The sequence below is a fragment of the Paenibacillus ferrarius genome, assembly GCF_002027705.1.
In the GTDB taxonomy this organism is placed as follows: Bacteria; Bacillota; Bacilli; order Paenibacillales; family NBRC-103111; genus Paenibacillus_E; species Paenibacillus_E ferrarius.
Window position 1 is genome coordinate 57,389 of sequence record NZ_MBTG01000029.1, and the last position, 21,913, is coordinate 79,301.

The 21,913-nt window shown below is 42.2% G+C and carries 24 protein-coding genes and 1 pseudogene; 24 read left to right on the forward strand and 1 reads right to left on the reverse strand.

Annotation, left to right across the window (positions count from 1 at the left end):
• Window positions 1-9 precede the first annotated feature (9 nt).
• The 19 genes and pseudogenes from BC351_RS26970 to BC351_RS42460 all read left to right on the forward strand — a co-directional run bounded on the left by BC351_RS26970 (window position 10) and on the right by BC351_RS42460 (window position 14,384).
• Window positions 10-873, forward strand: a complete 864-nt coding sequence (locus BC351_RS26970) for an FAD:protein FMN transferase (RefSeq protein WP_244209188.1) — start codon at window positions 10-12, stop codon at window positions 871-873.
• A complete protein-coding gene (locus BC351_RS26975) occupies window positions 874-1,644 on the forward strand; it encodes an RnfABCDGE type electron transport complex subunit D (protein WP_079416859.1) in 771 nt (256 codons plus the stop codon). It begins immediately after the preceding gene.
• A 256-nt stretch (window positions 1,645-1,900) separates the two neighbouring features.
• On the forward strand, window positions 1,901-2,566 hold the full coding sequence (locus BC351_RS26980; protein ID WP_079416860.1) for a methyltransferase family protein: 666 nt from the start codon (window positions 1,901-1,903) through the stop codon (window positions 2,564-2,566).
• Between the two features lie 152 nt (window positions 2,567-2,718).
• Window positions 2,719-3,036 carry a Rossmann-fold NAD(P)-binding domain-containing protein gene (locus BC351_RS26985; RefSeq protein WP_079416862.1) on the forward strand — a complete coding sequence of 106 codons (318 nt, stop codon included), beginning with the start codon at window positions 2,719-2,721 and terminating at the stop codon, window positions 3,034-3,036.
• Window positions 3,037-3,056: 20 nt separating this feature from the next.
• The gene (locus BC351_RS26990; protein ID WP_079416864.1) at window positions 3,057-3,695 is read left to right on the forward strand and encodes a DUF2306 domain-containing protein; all 639 of its coding nucleotides are present in this window, start codon (window positions 3,057-3,059) and stop codon (window positions 3,693-3,695) included.
• A gap of 34 nt (window positions 3,696-3,729) precedes the next feature.
• A pseudogene (locus tag BC351_RS43570) lies at window positions 3,730-3,954 on the forward strand (IS6 family transposase); the annotation flags it as partial.
• A 224-nt stretch (window positions 3,955-4,178) separates the two neighbouring features.
• Window positions 4,179-4,670: a LysR family transcriptional regulator substrate-binding protein gene (locus tag BC351_RS27000; RefSeq protein ID WP_079416866.1), complete on the forward strand. Its 492-nt coding sequence runs from the start codon at window positions 4,179-4,181 to the stop codon at window positions 4,668-4,670.
• A 279-nt stretch (window positions 4,671-4,949) separates the two neighbouring features.
• Window positions 4,950-5,345, forward strand: a complete 396-nt coding sequence (locus tag BC351_RS27005; RefSeq protein WP_079416868.1) for an SMI1/KNR4 family protein — start codon at window positions 4,950-4,952, stop codon at window positions 5,343-5,345.
• A gap of 317 nt (window positions 5,346-5,662) precedes the next feature.
• A complete protein-coding gene (locus tag BC351_RS27010) occupies window positions 5,663-6,463 on the forward strand; it encodes a hypothetical protein (RefSeq protein WP_079416870.1) in 801 nt (266 codons plus the stop codon).
• 252 nt (window positions 6,464-6,715) lie between these two features.
• Window positions 6,716-8,326 carry an RCC1 domain-containing protein gene (locus BC351_RS27015; RefSeq protein ID WP_079416872.1) on the forward strand — a complete coding sequence of 537 codons (1,611 nt, stop codon included), beginning with the start codon at window positions 6,716-6,718 and terminating at the stop codon, window positions 8,324-8,326.
• Window positions 8,327-8,506: 180 nt separating this feature from the next.
• Window positions 8,507-8,833 (forward strand): hypothetical protein, encoded by a 327-nt coding sequence (locus BC351_RS27020; protein ID WP_079416874.1) that lies wholly within the window; start codon window positions 8,507-8,509, stop codon window positions 8,831-8,833.
• A gap of 249 nt (window positions 8,834-9,082) precedes the next feature.
• The gene (locus BC351_RS27025; protein WP_079416876.1) at window positions 9,083-9,547 is read left to right on the forward strand and encodes a hypothetical protein; all 465 of its coding nucleotides are present in this window, start codon (window positions 9,083-9,085) and stop codon (window positions 9,545-9,547) included.
• Between the two features lie 827 nt (window positions 9,548-10,374).
• The gene (locus BC351_RS27035; protein ID WP_079416879.1) at window positions 10,375-10,902 is read left to right on the forward strand and encodes a hypothetical protein; all 528 of its coding nucleotides are present in this window, start codon (window positions 10,375-10,377) and stop codon (window positions 10,900-10,902) included.
• A gap of 287 nt (window positions 10,903-11,189) precedes the next feature.
• Entirely contained in the window at window positions 11,190-11,927 is a 738-nt protein-coding gene (locus tag BC351_RS27040) for an ankyrin repeat domain-containing protein (protein WP_079416880.1), read from the forward strand.
• Window positions 11,928-12,035: 108 nt separating this feature from the next.
• The gene (locus BC351_RS27045; RefSeq protein WP_079416882.1) at window positions 12,036-12,491 is read left to right on the forward strand and encodes a putative iron-sulfur cluster-binding metallochaperone; all 456 of its coding nucleotides are present in this window, start codon (window positions 12,036-12,038) and stop codon (window positions 12,489-12,491) included.
• A gap of 237 nt (window positions 12,492-12,728) precedes the next feature.
• Window positions 12,729-12,821 (forward strand): YjcZ family sporulation protein, encoded by a 93-nt coding sequence (locus tag BC351_RS43000; protein WP_208629854.1) that lies wholly within the window; start codon window positions 12,729-12,731, stop codon window positions 12,819-12,821.
• A gap of 482 nt (window positions 12,822-13,303) precedes the next feature.
• On the forward strand, window positions 13,304-13,561 hold the full coding sequence (locus BC351_RS27050) for a hypothetical protein (RefSeq protein WP_079416884.1): 258 nt from the start codon (window positions 13,304-13,306) through the stop codon (window positions 13,559-13,561).
• A gap of 108 nt (window positions 13,562-13,669) precedes the next feature.
• Complete coding sequence (locus BC351_RS27055) at window positions 13,670-14,095, forward strand: exosporium protein C (protein WP_079416886.1); 426 nt, start codon at window positions 13,670-13,672, stop codon at window positions 14,093-14,095.
• A 127-nt stretch (window positions 14,096-14,222) separates the two neighbouring features.
• Complete coding sequence (locus tag BC351_RS42460; protein WP_158082245.1) at window positions 14,223-14,384, forward strand: hypothetical protein; 162 nt, start codon at window positions 14,223-14,225, stop codon at window positions 14,382-14,384.
• 25 nt (window positions 14,385-14,409) lie between these two features.
• Here BC351_RS42460 and BC351_RS27060 read toward each other — a convergent pair whose 3' ends face one another.
• Window positions 14,410-15,312: an AraC family transcriptional regulator gene (locus BC351_RS27060; RefSeq protein WP_079416888.1), complete on the reverse strand. Its 903-nt coding sequence runs from the start codon at window positions 15,310-15,312 to the stop codon at window positions 14,410-14,412.
• 196 nt (window positions 15,313-15,508) lie between these two features.
• Here BC351_RS27060 and BC351_RS27065 point away from each other — a divergent pair, with 196 nt between their 5' ends.
• Genes BC351_RS27065 through BC351_RS27085 form a run of 5 tightly spaced genes read left to right on the forward strand, consistent with a single transcriptional unit; the run spans window position 15,509 to window position 21,827 of the window.
• A complete protein-coding gene (locus tag BC351_RS27065; protein ID WP_079416890.1) occupies window positions 15,509-18,211 on the forward strand; it encodes a UxaA family hydrolase in 2,703 nt (900 codons plus the stop codon).
• 32 nt (window positions 18,212-18,243) lie between these two features.
• A complete protein-coding gene (locus BC351_RS27070; RefSeq protein ID WP_079416892.1) occupies window positions 18,244-19,209 on the forward strand; it encodes an aldo/keto reductase in 966 nt (321 codons plus the stop codon).
• Between the two features lie 41 nt (window positions 19,210-19,250).
• Entirely contained in the window at window positions 19,251-20,096 is an 846-nt protein-coding gene (locus BC351_RS27075; RefSeq protein ID WP_079416894.1) for an amidohydrolase family protein, read from the forward strand.
• Window positions 20,097-20,108: 12 nt separating this feature from the next.
• The gene (locus BC351_RS27080; RefSeq protein ID WP_079416896.1) at window positions 20,109-20,882 is read left to right on the forward strand and encodes an SDR family NAD(P)-dependent oxidoreductase; all 774 of its coding nucleotides are present in this window, start codon (window positions 20,109-20,111) and stop codon (window positions 20,880-20,882) included.
• A 30-nt stretch (window positions 20,883-20,912) separates the two neighbouring features.
• Window positions 20,913-21,827 (forward strand): fumarylacetoacetate hydrolase family protein, encoded by a 915-nt coding sequence (locus BC351_RS27085; protein ID WP_079416898.1) that lies wholly within the window; start codon window positions 20,913-20,915, stop codon window positions 21,825-21,827.
• Window positions 21,828-21,913: the final 86 nt, after the last annotated feature.

Genomic DNA, 21,913 nt, shown 5'->3' on the forward strand with positions numbered 1-21,913 from the left:
TCCAAGTTAATGATGGATACTGTTGTAGAAATTAAGGTCGTTACTTCCCTTTCATTGTCTGTGGTTGAACCTGTGATAGTGCAAGCTTTTGATGCATTTCGGAACGTAGAACAAGCTTGCAGCCGTTTTACGCTGGGGAGTGAATTAATGAAAGCCTGTCAACAGATTAAAACTCACGTTCAGATCAGTTCTTGGTTATTTCAACCATTGAAGTTTGCTTTGGAAATGGCGGAATGGACACAAGGGATATTTGACCCAACAATCGGAAAAACAATGGAAGCGTATGGCTTCAATCAACATTATCTAACCGGAGAAACCAATTCAAACCTAGCTGCAGATAACGCGTCCTATCTAGATATTGTCTTAAGCGATCATGATCAAACGATGTACTTGCATAAACCACTGGTGATTGATTTAGGTGCGGTTGCGAAAGGATTTGCTATTGACTTAGCATCACAGATGTTATCTAACTTCCAAGGTTTTGTAATTAATGCCGGTGGAGACCTCTTTGCTGGAGGATTAGATGAAACAGGCCATCCTTGGCGCATTGGAATTAAGCATCCGGCGTACAAGGATCACATTATAGACACCATTGAAGTATCCAACGAAGCGGTATGTACATCTGGCGGTTACGAGCGCAAAAGTAAAGTCCGTGAAGATATCCATCATATTATTTACCCGAAAAGCAAACAGTCTCCCCATGAGTTGATAAGTTGCAGTATTGTAGCTCCGTACGCCATGATGGCAGATGTCTTCTCAACGGTCGTATGTTTATATGGCTTGGATCAAGGCAAGAGATTGATAAATGAAATGCAATTAAAGGGTATTTTGATTACGTCGAAGTTACATCTGGATAGAGTTGGAGGGATATAAGTGTCAACCCATCCTTGGCATAAAAAACCGAAGAGCTATGTCATCATTTCCTTGGTTGGCATGCTAATGATAGCCGCGATCTTCTCTTTAGATATAAAAGGAATTTATAATACTATTATTGCTCTAGTTACAGCAGTAGGGATTGATTTGATTTGCTCTCGTTTGGGCAAAAGAAAAAAATGGCTTCCGGATGGTGCAGTGATCACTGGGCTTATTATTGCCTTAATTTTAAGCACAGCAACCTCCTGGTATATTGTGGCTATTACTGCAATTATGGCTATTGTATCTAAGCATCTTCTCGTGTATAAAAAAAAGCCGGTGTTTAATCCAGCGGCCTTCGGCCTACTTTTATCTATTCTTTTTTTCCAAACTGGACAGAGCTGGTGGGGCGCTTTTGGAGATCTTCCAGTGTGGACAATTGGATTCCTTTTACTGGGGGGTTACGCCGTTACCAATCGCGTGAACAAATTTCCACAAGTGTTTGCATTTCTTAGTGTGTATTTTTTGTTATTGTTTCTAATGGGGTTCGTGCATGTCGGAGAAGCTGCCGATGCATTTCGACCTCCTTTTATAAATGCTTCACTATTCTTTGCCCTATTTATGTTGACAGATCCACCAACTTCGCCAGTCTCCAATAAGGATCAAGTGATTTTTGGTTTGCTGAGTGCTATAGTAGGTGTTGTTATTTATGGTTTTTTTGGTGGATTGATGTATTTATTTATCGGACTGCTCATTAGCAATGCCTATCACGTGGTTAGATCGAGGACATAAGCGCGCTCTTTCCACTCAGGAATAATCTATGATCCTGATCAAGCGATAGCCCATAAGGTGAGGGAGGTACTCTTGCATCGCATGTGGTGAGTAATATACTTGACAAGAACTTTAACTCATTAAGAGCCGCGTAATCGCGTTTTTTTGTTTTATGGGATCAGGTCGGAGACTTTTTTGTAGGCCAGTGGATCAAGTGCCTTTTCTCAACTAAAGGGCAGCAATTCTGAATGGATTAATTTTATGGGAGGTGTAATTTTTGTTAAAGAAAAAAGTCTACTTTAGGACTCTCCTATTTTCAATCGTTTTCTTTACTTTTCTCTTTTTGCCCGCAGGATCACTCAACTTTTGGGAGGCATGGATTTATTTTGTGATCTTTTTAGGTTCAACGTTCTTTATCAATGGTTATTTTTTGAAGAGGGATCCTGAACTAATAGAGAGAAGAACTAATGCTAAAGAAAAAGAAAAGGAACAAAAAATTTTCCAAACCATTTCTGGTATCACTTTTTTTGTCGGATTGTTAGTACTTCCTGGTATAGACTTTCGATTTGGTTGGTCAAGTTTTCCTTTATTTATTGTATTTGTTGCAGATGTCATCATCTTACTTGGCTTTTCGATTGTTTTCTTAGTTTTTAAAGAGAATTCTTATACGTCTGCCATAATTGAAGTGACCGAGAACCAGAAAGTTATATCAACAGGTCCTTACGCGTTGGTTCGGCATCCAATGTATACAGGTGCTATATTTATTATACTTTTCACTCCTTTAGCATTAGGTTCAATTTGGGCATTGATTCCCTCGATTTCTATAATCATTTTTATCGTTCTAAGGCTGTTAAATGAAGAAAAAGTATTGTTAAAAGAGTTGAAAGGATATGAGGATTATTGTAAGAAAACACGGTATCATTTAATTCCCCTTATTTGGTAAGGCTTCAAGCCAAATTAAATAGCCCATGTAGAAAAGAAGTCGAAAATTTATTGTGGAACTCAAAGTTTCCGTTCAAAGAGTATTGACCCTATAGTTGCTATAGGGTTTATATTTATTTTTATCCACAAAATCGATTAGGAGGATAAAATAAAATGAATGTGATTCTGGGAACGAGACCGTTAGGAGTGGCGGTGATGAGGGAGTTACTCAGTCGAGGAGAGTCGGTTAGACTGGTGAGTATGAGCGGGAAAGCGACAGTCCCCTCAGGGGTAAGGGTAGAGAAAGCAGACCTTATGGACAAGGATCAGTCGAAGGCCAATATGAAGCAAGCAAAGGTTGTCTTTCAATATGCGCAGGTCAGAGGGAACATGCATGAAAGTTTACCTTACACCGCCACTACTAAGCGATTCGGTTTGGTGGCTACTTCCTTAGAGAGCGCTTTGGCCAAAACATTGGATGCACAGAAGTGAGAAAGGAGAGTGGGATTACCATGGGGAACAAAATCATTCGGGCACTCGTTTTCATTTTTGCATTTGCAATAGTAGGTTATGCCATTGTTCAGTATGGAGTATTGAGTGCTCGTAATGCTGGACTCGTTTCTTTTAAATTGCAAAAGCCGGACTTTCATCTAACACCTTGGGTGTATGTGCTGTATGTTCATATAGTAACTGCAATGTTGGCCCTTGCCATTGGGCCATTTCAGATTTTTTTGAAGCAATCACATGCTAGGAGACGTAGGCACAGACTGATAGGATATGTTTATATTATCTCTGTTTCTGTGAGTGGGATTGTCAGCCTATATTTATCGTTTTTTGCGACAGGCGGTTGGATCGCAGGACTTGGATTCTTCGGATTAGATATACTTTGGGTAGCAGCCACTTGGATTGCCTTACGCAAAATTATTGTCAAAAATGTTCAGGCTCATAAAGCATGGATGCTTCGCAGCTATGCGCTTACTTTCGCAGCGGTTATGCTCCGAATTTGGTTGGGTCCGCTTGTATTGATTTTGGGTGATTTCGAGGCGGGGTATCGTGTTGTAGCTTGGCTTTGCTGGATTCCTAACTTGATTGTTATCGAAGCAGTGATTCGTACGAGAATATATAAGATGGTTGTGGGTGCAAAGCTCTAATTCATGATAACGTAATCGATAATGAAGTCATAGGATGGAGCAACTTACTTTGGAAACCAAATTGGATTTAATTAAATGGAGGCAATATGAATCAGCAATCATTTTACTAACCGAGCGGGGTTTAAAGATATACCATACAACGATCATGAGATGGGTTCATGAGCTTGGACCCGAAATAGATAAACGAATCCGCAGCTATTTGAAACCCTCAAACGATTCGTGGCGTATGGACGAAACCTATATCAAAGTCAAAGGTCAGGATCAAACGTTAAAGGGAATTGAGGCTTTACATATGATAAGGAAAGGGCAGGCCGAAAATAATTCGTCTGTCCTCTCTGATGTTGAATGGCTCAATAAAATATTTGGTATTGTGGCATAGTTAATTACAATTTAATGGGTAATTGCTATCTCTATTAATTCTTGCACCACAACCGTACAATGTTTAGCAATCAAATAACTGAATTCCGCACAATTTAAGCTGAGATAGAGAAATGGTTACTAGATAGTGAAGTAGATTGTGGTTTTGTTAATAATAAAACTACTGCTTTACGTTCATTTGATATTGTCCAGTTAAAAACTGAGCCACTTTTATGTGTAGTATCAGACAAATCACCTTTGCATAGTAAAAAACATATATCTGTTGAGGATATTGAAAATGCTCCTTTCATCATGCCAACTTATCAATGTTTTGACGATTTACAGCTATTTTTTAAAGAGAATAATATCCATCCAAATATTCGATTCGAAAATATGAACGAAAATTCTATTTTCTCTATGGTTAAGCATAATTTAGGTATTAGCATTATACCGGAAATGATTATCCCTAAAGGATTGGAATCCATAAAGGTCATACCACTTGAATTAGAACAAACTAGAACCATAGGTTTAGCCATCAGAACGCCTATTTCACCTGCAGTTAAAAAATTCACTGAGATTGCTGAGAATTGGTGTCGGTTTGACAAGAACATTGTCTGAATGAAGTCTGCGAAATCCGCGGGCTTTTTTTGTTATCGGATCAAGTTCTTATCATTTTTTATTCTGTAGTCTTCCGACAACTAAATCATGGAAATATGCTTATGTTTTGTCGGGTGACAAGAACATTACCTCATTATATGCAGCGAAAATCGCGGCTTTTTTCTTTAATGGGATAAAGTTCTAGTCAAAACCAAATGACAGGAACTTTATCTCATTCCCAACGGAAGGCCGGGAGGAATATTTTCCAAATGATTAAGCGAACGGGCAGAGTTTACGCTAATGAAGGAATTGAATGAGGTCATCCCGAATAATGAATTATCCCTTGAGGATGTAGGTTTGTTTGTGAAAAGTGACTATTTATTAAAGCTCCTGCATGAGAAGGAATTGAATACTGACCGTCCATTTGATGGGTGTATCGAAGCAGAAATAAAGTTACTGGAGCAAGAAATGGGAATCAAGTTACCCGAGTCTTATCGCCAATACTTACTTGCTGTCGGCCATTATTCAGGAAGATTATTTCAAGGTTCAGATACTAGTTTCTCACATCTAAAGGAATTTCAGGATGAGGCAAAAGAATTAATACGAGAAAATAATAACCCGGTAGTGTTGCCCGATAGCACTTTTACATTCTCAATTCATCAGGGTTATGAAATTAGATTTTTTCAAATTAAATGAAGGGGATAATAAAGCTCTATGATACATTTGAAGAGTTTCTCTTAGATTCAATTTATCAGCATACAACCATAAGATGGCTGGATTAATCTAAGGAGAAAGATGGCTCTGAAAATACGAAGGCAGCCGGTCAGACTGATCGGCTACCTTCTCCACGTCTTTAATAAATGCATTACAGAAAAATTAGGTGAGAGCCGATAATTAATATAAGGGTATGAGCAATTTCACCTCATTCTTCCTAATTCTAGCCTAATGTTCATGGAATATCGAAGGGCATTCTATCGTGGGAATGACGACATCGAAAGGGAGTGGAGCAGGGATTGAAAGCGTTTTTAGTCGTTTTAATATCCGTATTCGGGTTAATTGCCGCCGTCTTCATCGCCGTTCTTTGGGACTATATCTACTATCCGATTATCGGGTTTAAGGCTGAACACGCAGCAGTGGTCTACATGAAATCAGAAGATTTCGTCATCGAGAACGTAGCCTATTCAAAACAGTTCGGAGAAGACAAGGGAAAATATCTCGTAACGGCGCACCCGGCGACTAGACCTCAACTCAAGTTTTATGTATCTGTGTCTCAAGGCTTTAAAGTGGACGAACCTAGCTTTAAGGAATCGAAATGGCGATATGACACGATCAAGGAGTACGCTCCTTTAATTTCTCAATTGAGTTCAGGCTTCGATTGTTATGCAGTCAATATAAACATACCGAATGAGTTACTTGAAAAGTACTCTGCCGAGACCCAATACAAGGACATTCGGAAGCTACATGAGCATGCTACTGAAGAATATCTGTTTATGGGAATGGCAGTTGATCTTGATTTTACTGAGCAAGGAGCTCTTGAGTATGGCTATCTCGTAACTGAGTTTATGAAGCAGAGAGCTCTAAAGGATGCTTCAATGGAGATTATCTTTTATCCGAAGAGCTTCATCGAAAGTCTAGGTAATGACATTAGGAAGAATGATGTTTTTATCATGCGAAGCGATAACATGCATAGCAAGTTCTATCGTGAAGCCTTACCTTTTAAAATCCAATTTGATACCCGAACAGGCAAAACAAAAACTACGCTGGATATGATCAAGTCTCCCGAGGATATGAAGCCGTTTTTGACGAAGAAATGAGTCCAAACAGAGACTTATTCAAATCCAAAGAGAAAATAAAAAGTAGACTAACACAAAGTGCTGTACTAGCGGGGAACTTTAGTTCAATAGCGGTTGCTTCGGCAGCCGCTTTTTGTTGCTCCGCTAACTGGAGTGCGATGAACCTTATTACAGAAAAAGGGAATCTCGTTTTCCTGACGAATAAAATACTTGGATGTTAGCTAGGTATTTATTTTGTAATTTATTTAATTATTTATCATAGGAGGAAGTATTGTGGTTCAGGTTAATAAAATAACTGCAAAATTTTTTATTGTTTCTTTGTTCGTTATTATTTTTGAAAGTTACTTTCTAACAGATATAACTTATGCAGAAACAGAAAAAAGAGATATTCGCCAAATATCCTCGGGCTATTGTTATAATCTAGCGTTACTTACGGATGGAACGGTTTGGGCTTGGGGTGATAATACATTTGGTCAGTTAGCAGATGGCACAACAGGTGACGGTGAATTTTCAAAAAACTATCGAGCAAAACCACAGAGGATATCAGAATTAACAGATGTCAATTCTATCTCGGCAGGGACTGATTTTGCAATTGTTGTAAAAAGAGATGGAACCGTTTGGTCATGGGGACATGGTCATACAGGACAATTGGGCAATCAAGAAAACATGGAATTATCTCCAATAGACCTACAAGAAAGATGGTTAAAATATGATGAAACCAAACCGGTACAAGTAAAAAATGTAAAAGATGTTGTCGCTGTTTCCGCAGGAGCATCTCATGTTCTCGCCTTGAAAAAGGATGGAACAGTATGGGCATGGGGGAGTAATATGGTTGGACAGATTGGAAGTGGGGTTTCTCGTACAATCCATTCGACCGCAGTTCAGGTAAGTGGTCTAAGTGATGTCATTCAAGTTGCAGCCGGTATAAATCACAGCTTAGCACTTAAAAAAGATGGAACAGTTTGGGCATGGGGGCTGAATGAAGATGGTTCCCTTGGGACAGGTGTATTAGATAAAGGAAGTTATATTCCTGTACAAGTTAAAATAACGAGCACTGTTAAAGAAATCATGACTCTTGGAAGAGGTTCGAGCGCTGCTATAACAGAGGATGGCTCTGTATTTCAGTGGGGGCCTGATATCTTTAAATTGAATGGTCAGAATCAATCCTTTATTCATTCTATTCCGGAACTAGTACCCAGGCTTTCCGACGTAAAGACGATACTCCTTTCCTCTCAGATGAATTATGCGGATCATTCTATGATCATTTTGAAGAAAGATGGATCCATTTGGGGGCTTGGTAAGAATAATCTGGGTCAAATCGGCAATGGTAGTTACAAAGATGTGTCGGAATTAACCCTTAATTCTAATATAAATTCGATAATTCAAATCAGTGGAAACCGTTATTATTATGACGGTACACAAACAGTTGCGTTAGATAATAATGGTAACGCTTGGGCTTGGGGGTTTAATCAGGTGGGGCAAGTAGGCCCAGGGGGATGGAGTTTTGATGAACCCATAAAAGTGGGCATACCCTCAATTATTAAAGTGAGATTAAATGGGGAAATATTATCTTTTCAGCAATATCCAGACATAATTAATGGAACAACAATGGTACCTCTTCGAAAAATATTTGAGTCGCTTGGAGCAACCATCCAATGGGAGAGCACTACACAGACTATTTCAGCTACAAGAGGAAGTGTAACGGTGAAGCTTTCAGTCAATTCAGAAACGGCATTTATCAACGATGAGAAAGTGCAATTAGATCAAGCTCCATTTATTAAGAATGAATTAACGCTAGTACCATTGCGTTTCATCACTGAATCCTTTGGTGGACAGATTATATGGGATGAGAATAACAAACTTATTGATTTGAAGATACATTGATTAGTGGCAAAGGTTATAATTGGCTACTTATTCAACTATCGTGAGAACTTATATTCAATTAACTACAAGATGAGGTTACCGCGATGGTAGCCTCATTAAGCTATTGGGCAGAATTCTTCAATGAAGCCTATGGACGTGTGATAATATTCAGGTATCTAAATTGCCTATATGAGGTGCAAATTGAAAAAAACTGTCTTAGTAAATATCAGTTATTATGTAGAAATTGATGATAGTGAAAATGAACTTTCTCAAAAAATTCAAAGAAAATTATGCGAGAATCGGACTTTAGAGTCTGATGACGGGAATGTTTTTCTAAAATGGAACCAATCTTCATTTAAGGTTTTGAATCCTCAAATCATGAATTGTGGTAGATGTTCGAATTGTGGATGTTGGACAACGGATATGGAAAAGCATAACGCGATTTTTGGTCTAGATAAAGGAGCAGTACACAATAATATATTGCTTTGTGATGAGTGCCTGCCTCCCGACCACAGATGGGCTTTTTAATTGAACTAACGATGAACGTTAGTTGAGTAAATGTAACAAGAATGAAATCTTATTTTCATATGGCTTTAATGAATCAAGCCTATAATAAAACTGACCCCCTTTAGAATATAAATAGTTATGACCTACAGCCCGTTGCTGTGGGTCACTTTTTTTGTTCATTAAAGTAAAGGGTTAGTTCCAATGTGTGTTAAAATTAAATTGTTAATGCTGTAACAGGTATGAAGATGAATAATGAGGTAGGTGACCGTAGTGTTACTTCTGAACGGCATTACTGGAATTCATGTCGATGCTTTGCCGGAGGTTGATTCTTTACAATTCAAAAGACTCTGCTACTCATTGGCAAACTATTCTAACGGGAAGATTCTGTCCTTTGAAGAACCACATGCATCGCAAAATTTCTATAAAATAGAGCTTGGTTTACATAACGAAAGCATTTTCATTTTGTTAAACTGTTTATATCCCTTCCTAGCGTTCGCTTCTTCAGTACAATACTTCAAGATTGAATTCATTGATCACTCACTCTCTAATATTGTCAGCGGTTTTAATGAAGGATTTAGAGTACTGTCTGCTATAGAAACAAATCAACAATTTGAACTTGATGAAAGAACTCATAACTTATTAACTGAAAATAACCTAAACGAAGCGGAAATAAACGAGATTCTTTATTGGAAGCCTAAAACCGTCGGAGATGTCATTTTTAATTTTTGGGACTAAAAGATAAGTAAGTTATTCCGCTCCCAAAAACATTACTTGAAGGAACAATTAAAGCATGTGTGGTTAAATGGTGGTCCTCGTGCTGGGAAGACCACAATGACTAAAAAATTTATAGAGAAGCTAGGATTTCAAACACTAGAACTTTATGATGTCTTAAAATATAGAACATCCTCTAGCCCTATTGAAAATCCTGCCCTTCAATTTCCTCACCCTAACTTAGACTGGGATAAGTGGTTCAATAAACCCGTTGATCATTATAGATTTAGGTATAATGCCTGAGCTCACACTACCCTATATTCCTAAAGAAAGAATGATATGTCTCTATACTTCTGATGAAGAGATAGAAAGGTTATATTTCTTTAGAGAAGATCACAAGATGATTTTTGACTGTATTAAAGCCTACTCATTAAACCCAGAGGAAACAATAAAACACAGTAATAAATCTATGGTGAAATTCTCTAAAATAATTAAAAAAAAGCTTGCGTTAACAATGGTATCAAAACAATTGAAAGAACACCTATTATGGGTGTTGAAGAACAATTTAGAATAGTTAGTGAACATTTTGGTTTTTGATTAGAGCAAGCACATAGCAGTCCATTTAACTAACTGGACACTCTAGCACAATAAACAGGGACCAGATTGCCGCAAAAGCTGTTCCCTGTTTTCATGAAGTAACTGGCAGCTTAACGCAGGATTCGAAAGTTTATTCCTCAAGTATGTTCAATAGTGCATTTGCCATAGAAAGGAATCAGAAATTTAAAACAGGGTTATTGTATCAATAGCTGTTAGCAAAACCAGATAAAACAAATTTTATCAATGGTGATATTATGAATATCTATGGTCATCTAAATAAGGTTACTCGAATTTTTTTAGATTTAGTATTCGAACCAAGTAATTTTAATCCTCCAAAAATCATAGATGAACTTAGGGAATCTTGGACATACATTGAGAAGTACATCAAAAATGCTCATCCTAAATGGACAAGTAATTGGGATAAAACAATAATGAATTTAAACCCTAATGAACTAGCTATCTCTGAAGATATGGTAAAAGATACACGTAAGAAAATAGATAAATTAATGAAGGAACGAAGAGTCAAAGACTATTTTAGCTTATATATATCGATTGTTGAGGGTCTGACAATTTATAATAAGTCGTACGAAGAGTCATGTGATGTTTGTCAGGGTGAGCTTCATTATTATACAGATATAAGCAGTAAAACAGTTGTAAAGAAATGCACAACATGTGGTTGTTTATATAACGGTAAGTATGGAACTAAAATCGGATGGGGAAAAGACATTTCTTTAAGGCCTGCAAATAAAAGTGAATTAGAAAGTGAAGGAATTCTGGGATGATGATAACACAGGAATTCTGCAAAACTGCGTAACACCTCATTTAACGCCGCGGCTGGCTCCCAACGAACTCGAGTTGTTCGAGGTCTGTTCCGCTCCCTCGGTAACGTTAGTTCAATAAAACAGCGACAGTCTTGTACTTTATTTTCCTTCAACAACAACAGGTTTCCAGCGAGGGAAAGCGGTAAAGGGCAGAAAAGTGTAAGAAAGAAACATGGCATAGGTCCCGAGAAAGAAGTACAATCACCATATAAGTGTGCATTATACACAAAACCCAAGGAGCGAATATTATGGAGATAGTCAAACATAACGATCCGCTGGTCGTATCGTTTGTGCGGGCAGTACAAACGGGCAACTTGGATGCATTGCGTCGTCTTCTAAACGAGGTTCCTGGCTTAGCCTCAAAGAGAGCCATAGACAACAAAGGGGGTTCTCGTACTACTTTGCACGTGGTTACAGATTGGCCAGGATATTTCCCAAACGGCCCCTTAATTGTAAAGATGCTGATTGACGCAGGAGCAGATCCTAATGCCCCAGCTACAGGTGGAACCTTTTCCGAGACCCCATTGCACTGGGCGGCCAGCAGTGACGATGTGGATGTTGCCACTGCGTTAATCGATGGTGGAGCCGACATTGAAGTGCTTGGTGGCTCCATTGCTAATGGTACCCCTTTGGACAATGCAGTGGGCTATGGATGTTGGAACGTTGCGAGACTCTTGGTTCAGCGGGGTGCGCATGTGGACAAACTTTGGCACGCAGCAGCTCTAGGGATGATGTCTAGAGTTGAGGAACTGATGGGCTCCAATCCGGCACCTACTGTGGATGACATTACCGAGGCTTTCTGGCAAGCGTGCAGTGGAGGCCAACGTCGTGTTGCCGATTATCTCCTCTCCAAAGGAGCCGACATAAATGGGGTCCCTGGTTACACGGATCGGACGCCACTCGATGCAGCTGGCAGTCTCGACACTCGGAGAGATACGTTGGTTTCTTGGCTTAAAAGCAAAGGTGCCAAGTCGTCAAAAGAGTGACTGGCGTAGGTTTTTGCAGATTGGAATCCGCAAACGGAGAACAAGAGCTTAAATAACACCAACGCGGTGACCAGCACATATGTTTTGGTCGAAAGGGGATATAAATTTATGGATTGTTGTACACCAGCTAATAATGCCGTAACTACCAAATCAGAGTGCCCTTCCTGCGGTGAGAAGGGCAAGAACGTGCAACTCATAACGCTGAAGTCCCTTCTTAAAGCATCGGCGTTAGAAGCCATTAAGCCAGAGAACTCTTACGTTTTTTGTTCTAACCCTGTCTGTTCCATCGTCTACTTTAGCGGTAACGGTTCGCAAACGTTTGTGGAGAACGACCTAAAGGTGCCAGTGTTCCCCAAAAAACAGGGCGCAGATGTGCCTGTGTGTTACTGCTTTGACTGGACGAGAGAGCGGCTTCTTCAAGCCGTCGAAGCCGACCAAAAACCAGCTGACCAAATTAAAGCTCATGTTCAAGCGGGGCGATGTGGGTGCGAGGTAAATAACCCTCAAGGGGCTTGTTGCTTAGGTAATGTGAACTCTTTGGTACGAGATCTCAAAGAGGGCTAAACATAAGCGTGTGATTCAACTAAAGCCGAACGATTGTACAATAGCGGTTGCTTAGGCAGCCGTTTTTTTGTTTTCACTGTGCGGTTTGGAAATGATGTGTAGCGCAACCTCTGTTATATCGCTATCTCAGAACGATATTTGAAAAAACCAAAATATAGACTTATGTCCAATCAATGACTATGTACCGAGCGTATGATTATACCGTAATGTAAATTTACTTGAGGGGAATGAGTAGATATGAGTGGTGCAGGTTATGGTGTTAACAACGCAGCAGCTGTTTTGGTTCTTTTTATTCTTTTGGTTATTATCTTAATGACTTTTGCAATTTAAACCAACATCACAACAAGTAAAAACGGTCTTTTCGCGAAATAGATGCGAGTACAGACCGTTTTTTTCTTGTTGTTTAAATGAGGGTGAAGGGGAGTTAGGTGCTGGCTGGCAATATCAATATATGGTCAAGTGGATGGTTAGGATTCATAATCTTGACAAGGATACATGTGCAAGATTGGAGACTTGATCAAGTGCACTGCAGCAGGGGTATTAGCCTTTTACTGACTATCTTGGTGGGGAGTTACTTAACGAGCGTGTTAGCGTTGAAGTGAAAGAGAATCAATCGGAAAATCATTTACAAATTACCAAAATGTTTGAAGATCCACCGAAGTTAAGGTGTGCTCTTTTCAGTGTATTCAAAATTTACTTCTCTTTGCGAACTTCGTAATTATCCTGGGTAAATGCCGTGCACATCTACGGCACTTCCCCATAGATTAATGTTGTAAGTCAAACATCATTACAAATTACAAGGAGAGAGATAAATGGCTAATGAGTTTCATTTAACCACTGTTGGAAAAGTACCTTTGAAAACACAAAGAAGAATTAAAAGTATTTCTCCTGGGTTAGTTGGAAGAATTGTTGTTGTTCGAACATTAGCCGGTACATTCATTGGATGTCTAAGAAGTATTGGGCTTACTACGATTCGCTTAAGAATTTTTAGCGGAGTTGATAGAGTATTTATTACAATTCGAATTCCAATTGGCATCATAATAGACATTTTCCGCTTCCCTTGCCCTTAAGTTTATTTAGGTTCTGAGTCATGATCAAAGCCGCATCTTCCAAATTGTCCAATCATTCTCTTTTTGTCAAACATATCTTGAATATATCAAACAAGAGGAGTGGATATTTTGGTACGTGTTCTCGATAAAGCTGCTGTTCAGCCGCGCCGTAGATTCAACTTAGCAAACTCATTTATTATCCGACGTTCACCAGCAAGATCTCGCCTTGCAACAATCACATTGCGAATTCCAGTGAATTCTCAACCCAATCGGGTAGATTTGGTAGCAACCGTAGGTGTTCGAGGAGTCACTGGCATTGCGCAAATTCTATTTAGAATCTTCCGCGATGGAAGAGAGATTTTCAACACACAACAAGGTATAGAATCAATTGGTTCTGAACAAAATTATGCTGTTACGTTCCAAGCAGAAGATAGAAATGTAAGAGCAGGTACCCATGTTTATACAGTCACAGCAGAAAACCGTACTGCCAATACAAGAGCCGATATTGTTGGGCCTATATCGTTTAGTGGGTTAGCTGTTCAAACGAGAAACTAATACCATTTATATGCATCCTTCAAAATCCTTGATTTTGAGGAAATGGGTACTTCGTGATTTAAAAAGGCAAAAAGCAGCTCGTTCCTCGTCAGTAGGAAGGGCTGCTTTTTCTATTGATGTCCCATGAATGAGTAAATGGATTCTGGGACATCGCGGAGAAATAACAAAATTAAGAGATTTAGGTAATGAGGAATATTCTAGATTATGGGGAATTGATTTTCCTGAAACAGCATATCAAAGACTAACAAGAGCTAAAGAATTCATTAAAATGAAAGACAATGATAGCTGATCTTGCTAGAGATACTTTCACATTTTTATGTCATGTTGTCTAATTGGAAGCTAATTTCATTAATTAATTTTCTTCGATATACGCCTGGGGTAACGCCAGTAAACTTCTTAAATAACTTATGAAAATAAGGTAAGCTCTCATAACCGCAATTGTGGGCGATCGTATCAATACCTAAGTCGGTAGTTAAAAGCAGCTCCTTTGCAGTTGAAATTCGTTTGGCATTCACATAGTCGGTGATGTTCATCCCGGTTAGTTGTTTAAACACCCTAGATAAATGAGCGGCTGAGACTGAAGTGTGCTTAGCCAAATACGAAAGTCCAGCGATTTGTTCAGTGTGAAACTGATCTAAGTGTTGAAGTAAGTTTAGTAGCCAGGGGGGGCCGATATCGGACGCGGCCAGTTGATGATGGGATTCTTTTAATATCAAACGATTAATGCTGATGAGAAGGCTATTTAAATGTAGTTGAACTGCGTATCTAAAACCAGCTTCGTGTCGTTCCAATTCTTCATGCATTTGTTTGAGTTTTTCTTCGAGATGAGGGCGCATGGCTGCTGGGACAACAAGCTTATAGCTCTTATATTTTCGGGCTCGCTCAAAAACTTGCATATTCGTAAACGAATCACCTGCTGAATAATGTCCGATCAGTTGCGAATCAAAATAGACAGCGGTGGCGGTAATTGGAAATTCAGAATCTGGCAATGCCTGATGAACGGTATTTCCAGGAATGATGAAGAGGTCTCCTTCATTCATCTCATAGAGCATTTGGTTTAAGAAAAACGTACCTTTTCCACTATAAATATAAACCAATTCAAAGCGATCATGAAGATGCTCTGGTAGTTCACGATTTGGTGTCTTTTTGTCCTTAAATACAATGTCAAAAGGTAAGAGGTGGTCGTTAATAAAGTTCTTTATAAGCGGTTTTTGCATGTTCCGAACCTCCCCAGATCATCTCACTTCGTTATTTTTCTTATTTATAGAATATCAAAATAGAGTATGTTTTTGCAAAGGTAAAGAATTAACAAATGCCATATTCTTGATACAATATTATTAAGCAGCACTTACCTTGAAGAAACTCAATTTATTCTATAAGTTCGGAAAATCTCATTAAAGGAGCCAGTCATCGATGGACGTCGTTTACCAATTTGAAGAAGTAGCAAGACTTCCCTTGCCCGGGGATAACTGCGCCGTTGCGATTCAGCAATTGAACTCCGGTACTGTCATTCAGTATGAAGGGCAATTCCTCGTCTTGGATTATACGGTTATGGAAGGCCATCGATTCGCGGTGAAAGCGATTGCTCCTGGCGAAGATCTGCTTTCGTGGCATTTGCCTTTCGGTGTTGCGATTCAGCCGATTCAGCCCGGTCACTATGTGATCAACAAAACGGTACGGGAAGCGCTCAGTGTGCGCCAGTTGACATTCGCGGTGCCGGCGGAGCCCAATTTTGCTGATCAAGTATCTCCCTATATCCTTGACGAGGAGAACTTCCAGCCAGCTCAGGCATCGCCAGCTTATGAGGATACGCGTACGTTCATGGGATATCGCCGCCATGCAGATCGCGGGGTTGGCACCAGGAACTACGTCGTACTGCTGGGTACCACCTCGCACACGGGGAGCTACGTGAATGAGCTTGCTTCTCGTCTGCAAGGCGAATGGAAGAACGATTCGAATATAGACGGGATAGTTCCTGTCGCTCACACGGAGGGCGGCATAGAGAATCCGAATAATGCGGATTTGCTGCTGCGGACGCTCGCGGGTTTCATGGTCAATCCGAACGTCGGAGCCGTATTGGTTATCGATTATGGCAATGAATCGGTCACGAACAAGATGGTGGAAGCTTATGCACGTGAGCATAGCTATCCGATCGATGAAGTGCTGCATAAGTTCGTGTCGCTCACAGGCAGCTTCGAAGAGGAGTTGGTTAAAGGTGAAGCGATCGTACGGGATTGGCTGGAGGCGGTTAGCTCGATGCAGCGGACGTCTGAATCCATCAGCCACTTGCGAATCGGCTTGCAGTGCGGCGGTTCGGACGCATTTTCCGGAGTATCCGCGAATCCGCTGCTTGGCTGGGTTTCGGAACAATTGGTGCGCTACGGCGGTGCGGCTAGTCTAGCCGAAACGGATGAGTTGATTGGCGCGGAGCCTTATGTCCTGTCGAAAGTACGCAACGTGGAAACCGCGCGCAAATTTCTGGAACTTGTGAACCGATTTAAGGAGCGTACGTCCTGGCATGGCACAAGTGCAGAAGGTAACCCATCAGGCGGCAACATGTATCGCGGCTTGTACAATATCTATCTCAAATCTATAGGCGCCGCAATGAAGAAAGACCCGACAACGCGGATCGACTATGCAACGGAGTACGGGGAGCTCATGAAGGATGGCGGTTACTATTTCATGGATAGCCCTGGAAATGACCTGGAGAGCATAGCTGGACAAATAGCCGCAGGCTGCAACATGATCTTTTTTACAACAGGAAATGGTTCGATCACCAACTTCCCATATGTACCTACGGTCAAGGTGGTCACGACAACTCGCCGGTTCCAATTGCTGTCGAACGATATGGATGTGAACGCGGGGCAGTATCTGGAAGGCAAGTCGATGGATGAGCTGGGCCAAGAGGTATTCGAGTTGGCACTCCAAATTGCCTCCGGTCAGCGAAGCGTCGGCGAGAAGGCGGGCCATGCCCAAGTACAAATTTGGCGCAACTGGCAGCAGAACGATGCAAGTCAGCTGGAGACGCTGCTTCACACTCCTGTACCGACAGGAGCTCCGATCGCCATTGAAGATAATGTTGTACCGATGGCTAATTCAATCCAATTCTCCTTTACTCGGCATCGCAATCGGCAGTCCAGTGATCATATCGGCTTGATCGTGCCGACCAGTCTTTGTGCCGGACAGGTAGCGGGTATGATCACACGGCGCTTGAACGAGCAAGGAACAGGGAAGCCTGAGCTCTCGCGCTTTGTCACCTTGGCGCACACGGAAGGATGCGGCACCTCGGGGGGGCCAGCTGAATCCCTGTTTTCCCGCACGTTGATCGGCTATATTACGCATCCAATGGTGGAGCATTGTTTGCTGCTGGAACATGGCTGCGAGAAAACGCATAACGACTATATGCGCCATCAGATGGATGTGATGGGTGTCGATGCGAGCCGTCTTGGTTATGCCAGCATCCAGCTCGATGGGGGAATTGCCAAGGTGAGCGAGAAGGTTGAGGCCTGGTTCGCCGATCAATTGGCTGCCGCCGAACCTGCGGAGAAGGTGACGGTCGGTCTGGAAGGGCTGCGCATCGGGATCGTAAGCGTGGGTGCCATGAACAAAGATGCCGGCGCACAGCTGGGGCTGCTAACCAGGATGATCGTCGGGGCCGGAGGCTTGGTCGTTGTTCCCGAGAACAGCGAATTGCTTGCCGAAGACGCATTCAGTCAGCCTTTATTTGGCTCGTCTCAAGTTCGGCCGTCTATTGCCTATGGGGAACACGTCCGCCGAAACGGCTTCCACATTATGGAGACTCCAACAACGCATGGCGTGGAGACGATTACAGGACTCGCCGCCACGGGTGTGGAATTAATAATCGCACTGATCGGTGATCGTCCGATGCAGACGCATCCTTTCGTCCCCATGCTGCAAGTGACGTCGGAACAGGCTGTGGTGCATAACCATAAGCAAGATGTCGATTTGGTACTCGAGGGCAACCCGAACATCTGGGTGAATCAAATTCTCGAACGCAGCAAAGAAATTCTGGAACATACGTATGTACCACGTCTCTATCAGCAAGGTAATATCGGTTTTCAAATGACACGGGGCTTTTTGGGTGTGTCGTTATAATACAGTCAATATCAGAAAGCGAGGAACACGCCATGACGAACGCATTATTATCCAAAAGACCGCTTGGCAGTACGGGCCTACTCATATCACCGCTATGTTTTGGAGCCGCTCCGCTTGGAGATATGCCGGAAACCTTTCAATACAGCACGTCGGAGGAACAAGCATTGGTAACGTTGCGGACCGCCTTCGAAAGCCCAATCAACTTTCTGGATACGGCTGCGGCTTACGGCGAAGGCGAGAGCGAACGGCGAATCGGTAAGGCCATTCATGCGAATGGTGGTCTTCCTGCAGGTTATGTGTTGGCCACCAAAGCCGACCGCGACCTTAAGACCGGCGACTTTAGCGGCGAACAGATGAAACGTTCCATCGAAGGAAGTCTTGAACGATTAGGACTTGATCGTCTGCAATACGTTTACATCCACGATCCTGAACATACCACCTTTGAAAATGTGATGGGATCTGGCGGACCGTTAGAAGTACTGCAAAAGTTTCAAGAGCAGGGGGTCATTGATCACATCGGCATATCCGGCGGACCGATCGATATGCTCATTCGATATGTCGAAACGGGAGCGTTTAGTAGCGTTGAAACCCACAATCGATATACGCTGCTCAATCGGGCTGCCGAACCTTTGCTTGATGTCGCGAGTCGTATGGGCGTTGCGGTTATTAACGCTGCTCCTTATGGCAGCGGCATACTCGCTAAAGGTCCGGAAGCATACGCACGTTATGCCTATAGCGAAGCTCCGCCACTCTTATTGGAGAGAGCGCGTATGTTCGCCAAGGTTTGCTTGGAATACGATGTTCCGCTTGCCGCCGCCGCCCTTCAATTTTCGCTTCGCGACCCGCGAATCGCGAGTACGGTCGTCGGCATGAGTAAACCTGAACGGATAGCCCAAACGTTGGAACTCGCGAATTACCCGATTGCCTCTGAGCTATGGCCGGCACTTGCTGCCTTTGGCTATGATATGGAAGATCCCGAAGAGAAACGTTTTGCTTAGAGTACCGAGTGAGATAAGTTCAAGCAAAGGAGCTTCCGACCATGATAATAGACGCCCATCAGCATTTCTGGAATTTGGAGAAGGTTGCTTACCCTTGGTTGGATCCGTCTTACGGATCGATATGCCGCAGCTTTGAAGCGGATGAATTGGAACCACTGATTCGCAAGGCTGGTATTAACAAAACGGTCATCGTACAAGCTATGAACTCTTATGAGGATACCGAATATATGTTAAAGGTGGCCGTCGAAAGAGAATGGGTAGGCGCGGTTGTTGGATGGGTACCCTTGAACATTCCGGAAGTGGCGGCTAAAAAGCTGCAGGCATATGCCGCCAATTCTTACTTCAAAGGGGTTCGCCATCTGATTCATGAAGAGAAGGATCCAGATTGGGTCATCCGTGATTCGGTGATTGAGGGACTCAAGATTCTCTCATCTTTCGGCTTGACCTTCGATATCGTAGGCGTGTTCCCGAATCATTTGAAACATATCCCTTATTTGGCTGAGCAAATACCGGATCTTAGAATGGTCATAGACCACTTCGCCAAACCACCAATCAAGGAAAAGCAAATGGGAGCATGGGCGGACCAATTTGCAGCTGCGGCTCAGTACCCGAACGTGTATGCCAAGGTATCTGGATTGAATACGGCAGCGGATTGGCTTACTTGGAACTCAGAAGATTTGAGACCCTATATCGATTATGCTTTAACGCATTTTGGGGCGGATCGCCTTATGTTTGGAAGCGATTGGCCAGTAGCCAACTTGGCGGGGGACTTTGAGAAAGTCTGGGAGCAAAGCAATCAGGCAATTGCCGATTATTCGGAACATGAAAGAGCTGCCATATTAGGCGGAACAGCGGCAAAATTTTATGGTATTCAAGCTGAATCATAGAGGAGTGGAAGTATGCGATTACAAGATAAGGTAGTTTTGATCACCGGAGCTGGGTCAGGTATCGGGAAAAGCACGGCATTGCTTTTTGCACAAGAAGGCGCGACAGTTATCGTGAACGACTTGGATGAAATCAAGGGCAAAGAAACCGTGAGCGAAATTAAGGACAAGGGCGGCGAAGCGCTATTTCTCCACGCGGATGTAACAAATCCTGAGCACGTTAAGACGATGGTGGAAGCGGCTATTGCTGAATTTGGTCGCATCGACGTTCTGTTTAACAATGCCGGAATCAGTGGCGTCGGAGCTGTGCATGAAATTGAGCCGGAAGCTTGGGACCGGATTATGAGCATTAACGTAAAAGGCGTGTTCCTGCCTTCGAAATATGTGTTGCCTTACATGATGGAGCGTAAAGCAGGCTCGATTATCAACATGTCGTCGTGCGTAGCGGAAATTGGACTTGCGCGCAGAGTTTCTTATGCTGCAACGAAGGGAGCCGTACTCGCCTTAACCAAATCGATGCAGGTTGATTATGCAGCCTACAACATCCGGGTGAATGCCCTTCTGCCGGGTACGATCTTTACACCGTTCGTAGAGAACTATTTGAAGACTTCCTATGATGATCCTACAGCTGCCATCGAATCCTTAAAACAACGCCAGCTCAGCGGTGAAATGGGCAAGTCAGAGGATGTTGCTAAGGCGGCATTGTTCTTGGCATCTGATGATTCCAAGTTTATGATGGGTTCTCCGCTCTATATTGACGGTGGAGTTGTTTTTGGCAAGAACGCCTAACAAGAGCTAGATGGAGGAGAATATTTACAAATGAAACTACTGACATTTAACGACAACGGCCATTTTAAGCTTGGTATTAAAACGGAAAAGGGCATTTTGGATGTCGCCGCAGCAATCGAAGGAATGGCTTCGGACCAAATGAGTAGCTTGTCAACCACGCTACATGCTGTCATAGAAGGCGGAACGGCGGCGGTTGCGCAGCTGCAGCGTCTTGTGAACCTCGTGCTGGAAGCAGGCTCAAAGGGAGAAGCTTATTTGCTGGATGAGACTCACATTCAATATGGACCCTGTGTGACGAACCCAAGCAAAATCATTTGTGTAGGGCTTAACTATCGTAAGCATGCTGAAGAAACCAATGCGCCGATTCCGGAGTATCCGATTCTTTTTAATAAATTTTCGAACACGTTAACTGGACATGGCGCTGAAGTTCCACTGCCGGAGAAAGTGTCGTCGCAGGTTGATTACGAAGCAGAGCTTGTGATTGTGATGGGTAAAAAAGCTAAATATGTGGAGAAGGAGCATGCATTAGATCACGTATTCGGCTATTGCAATGTGAATGACTTGTCCGCGCGAGATTTGCAAATGAGAACGCAGCAATGGCTGCTTGGTAAATCATGCGATAGCTTCAGCCCGTTAGGACCATTCCTTGTTACCGCAGATGAAGTAGAAGATCCGAACAATCTGGATATTCGCTGTATCGTCAACGACGAGGTTAGACAGCATTCCCATACATCCGATATGATTTTTCATTGCAACGAGATTGTCAGCTACATCTCGCAACATATGACCTTGCTTCCAGGTGATATTATCCTAACTGGAACGCCTGCCGGCGTCGTTTTGGGTTATCCAAAGGAGAAGCAGTTCTATTTAAAACCGGGAGATGTTGTAACCATAGAGATTGAAAAATTGGGTTCGTTAACCAATACGATGGTTGCCGAGAAATAGTAGAATAAATAGTAAGAACCTCGATCGTTGAGGTTCTTTTACTTTACATATCTGACAATCTGATAAAGATATAGGTCATAAAGATG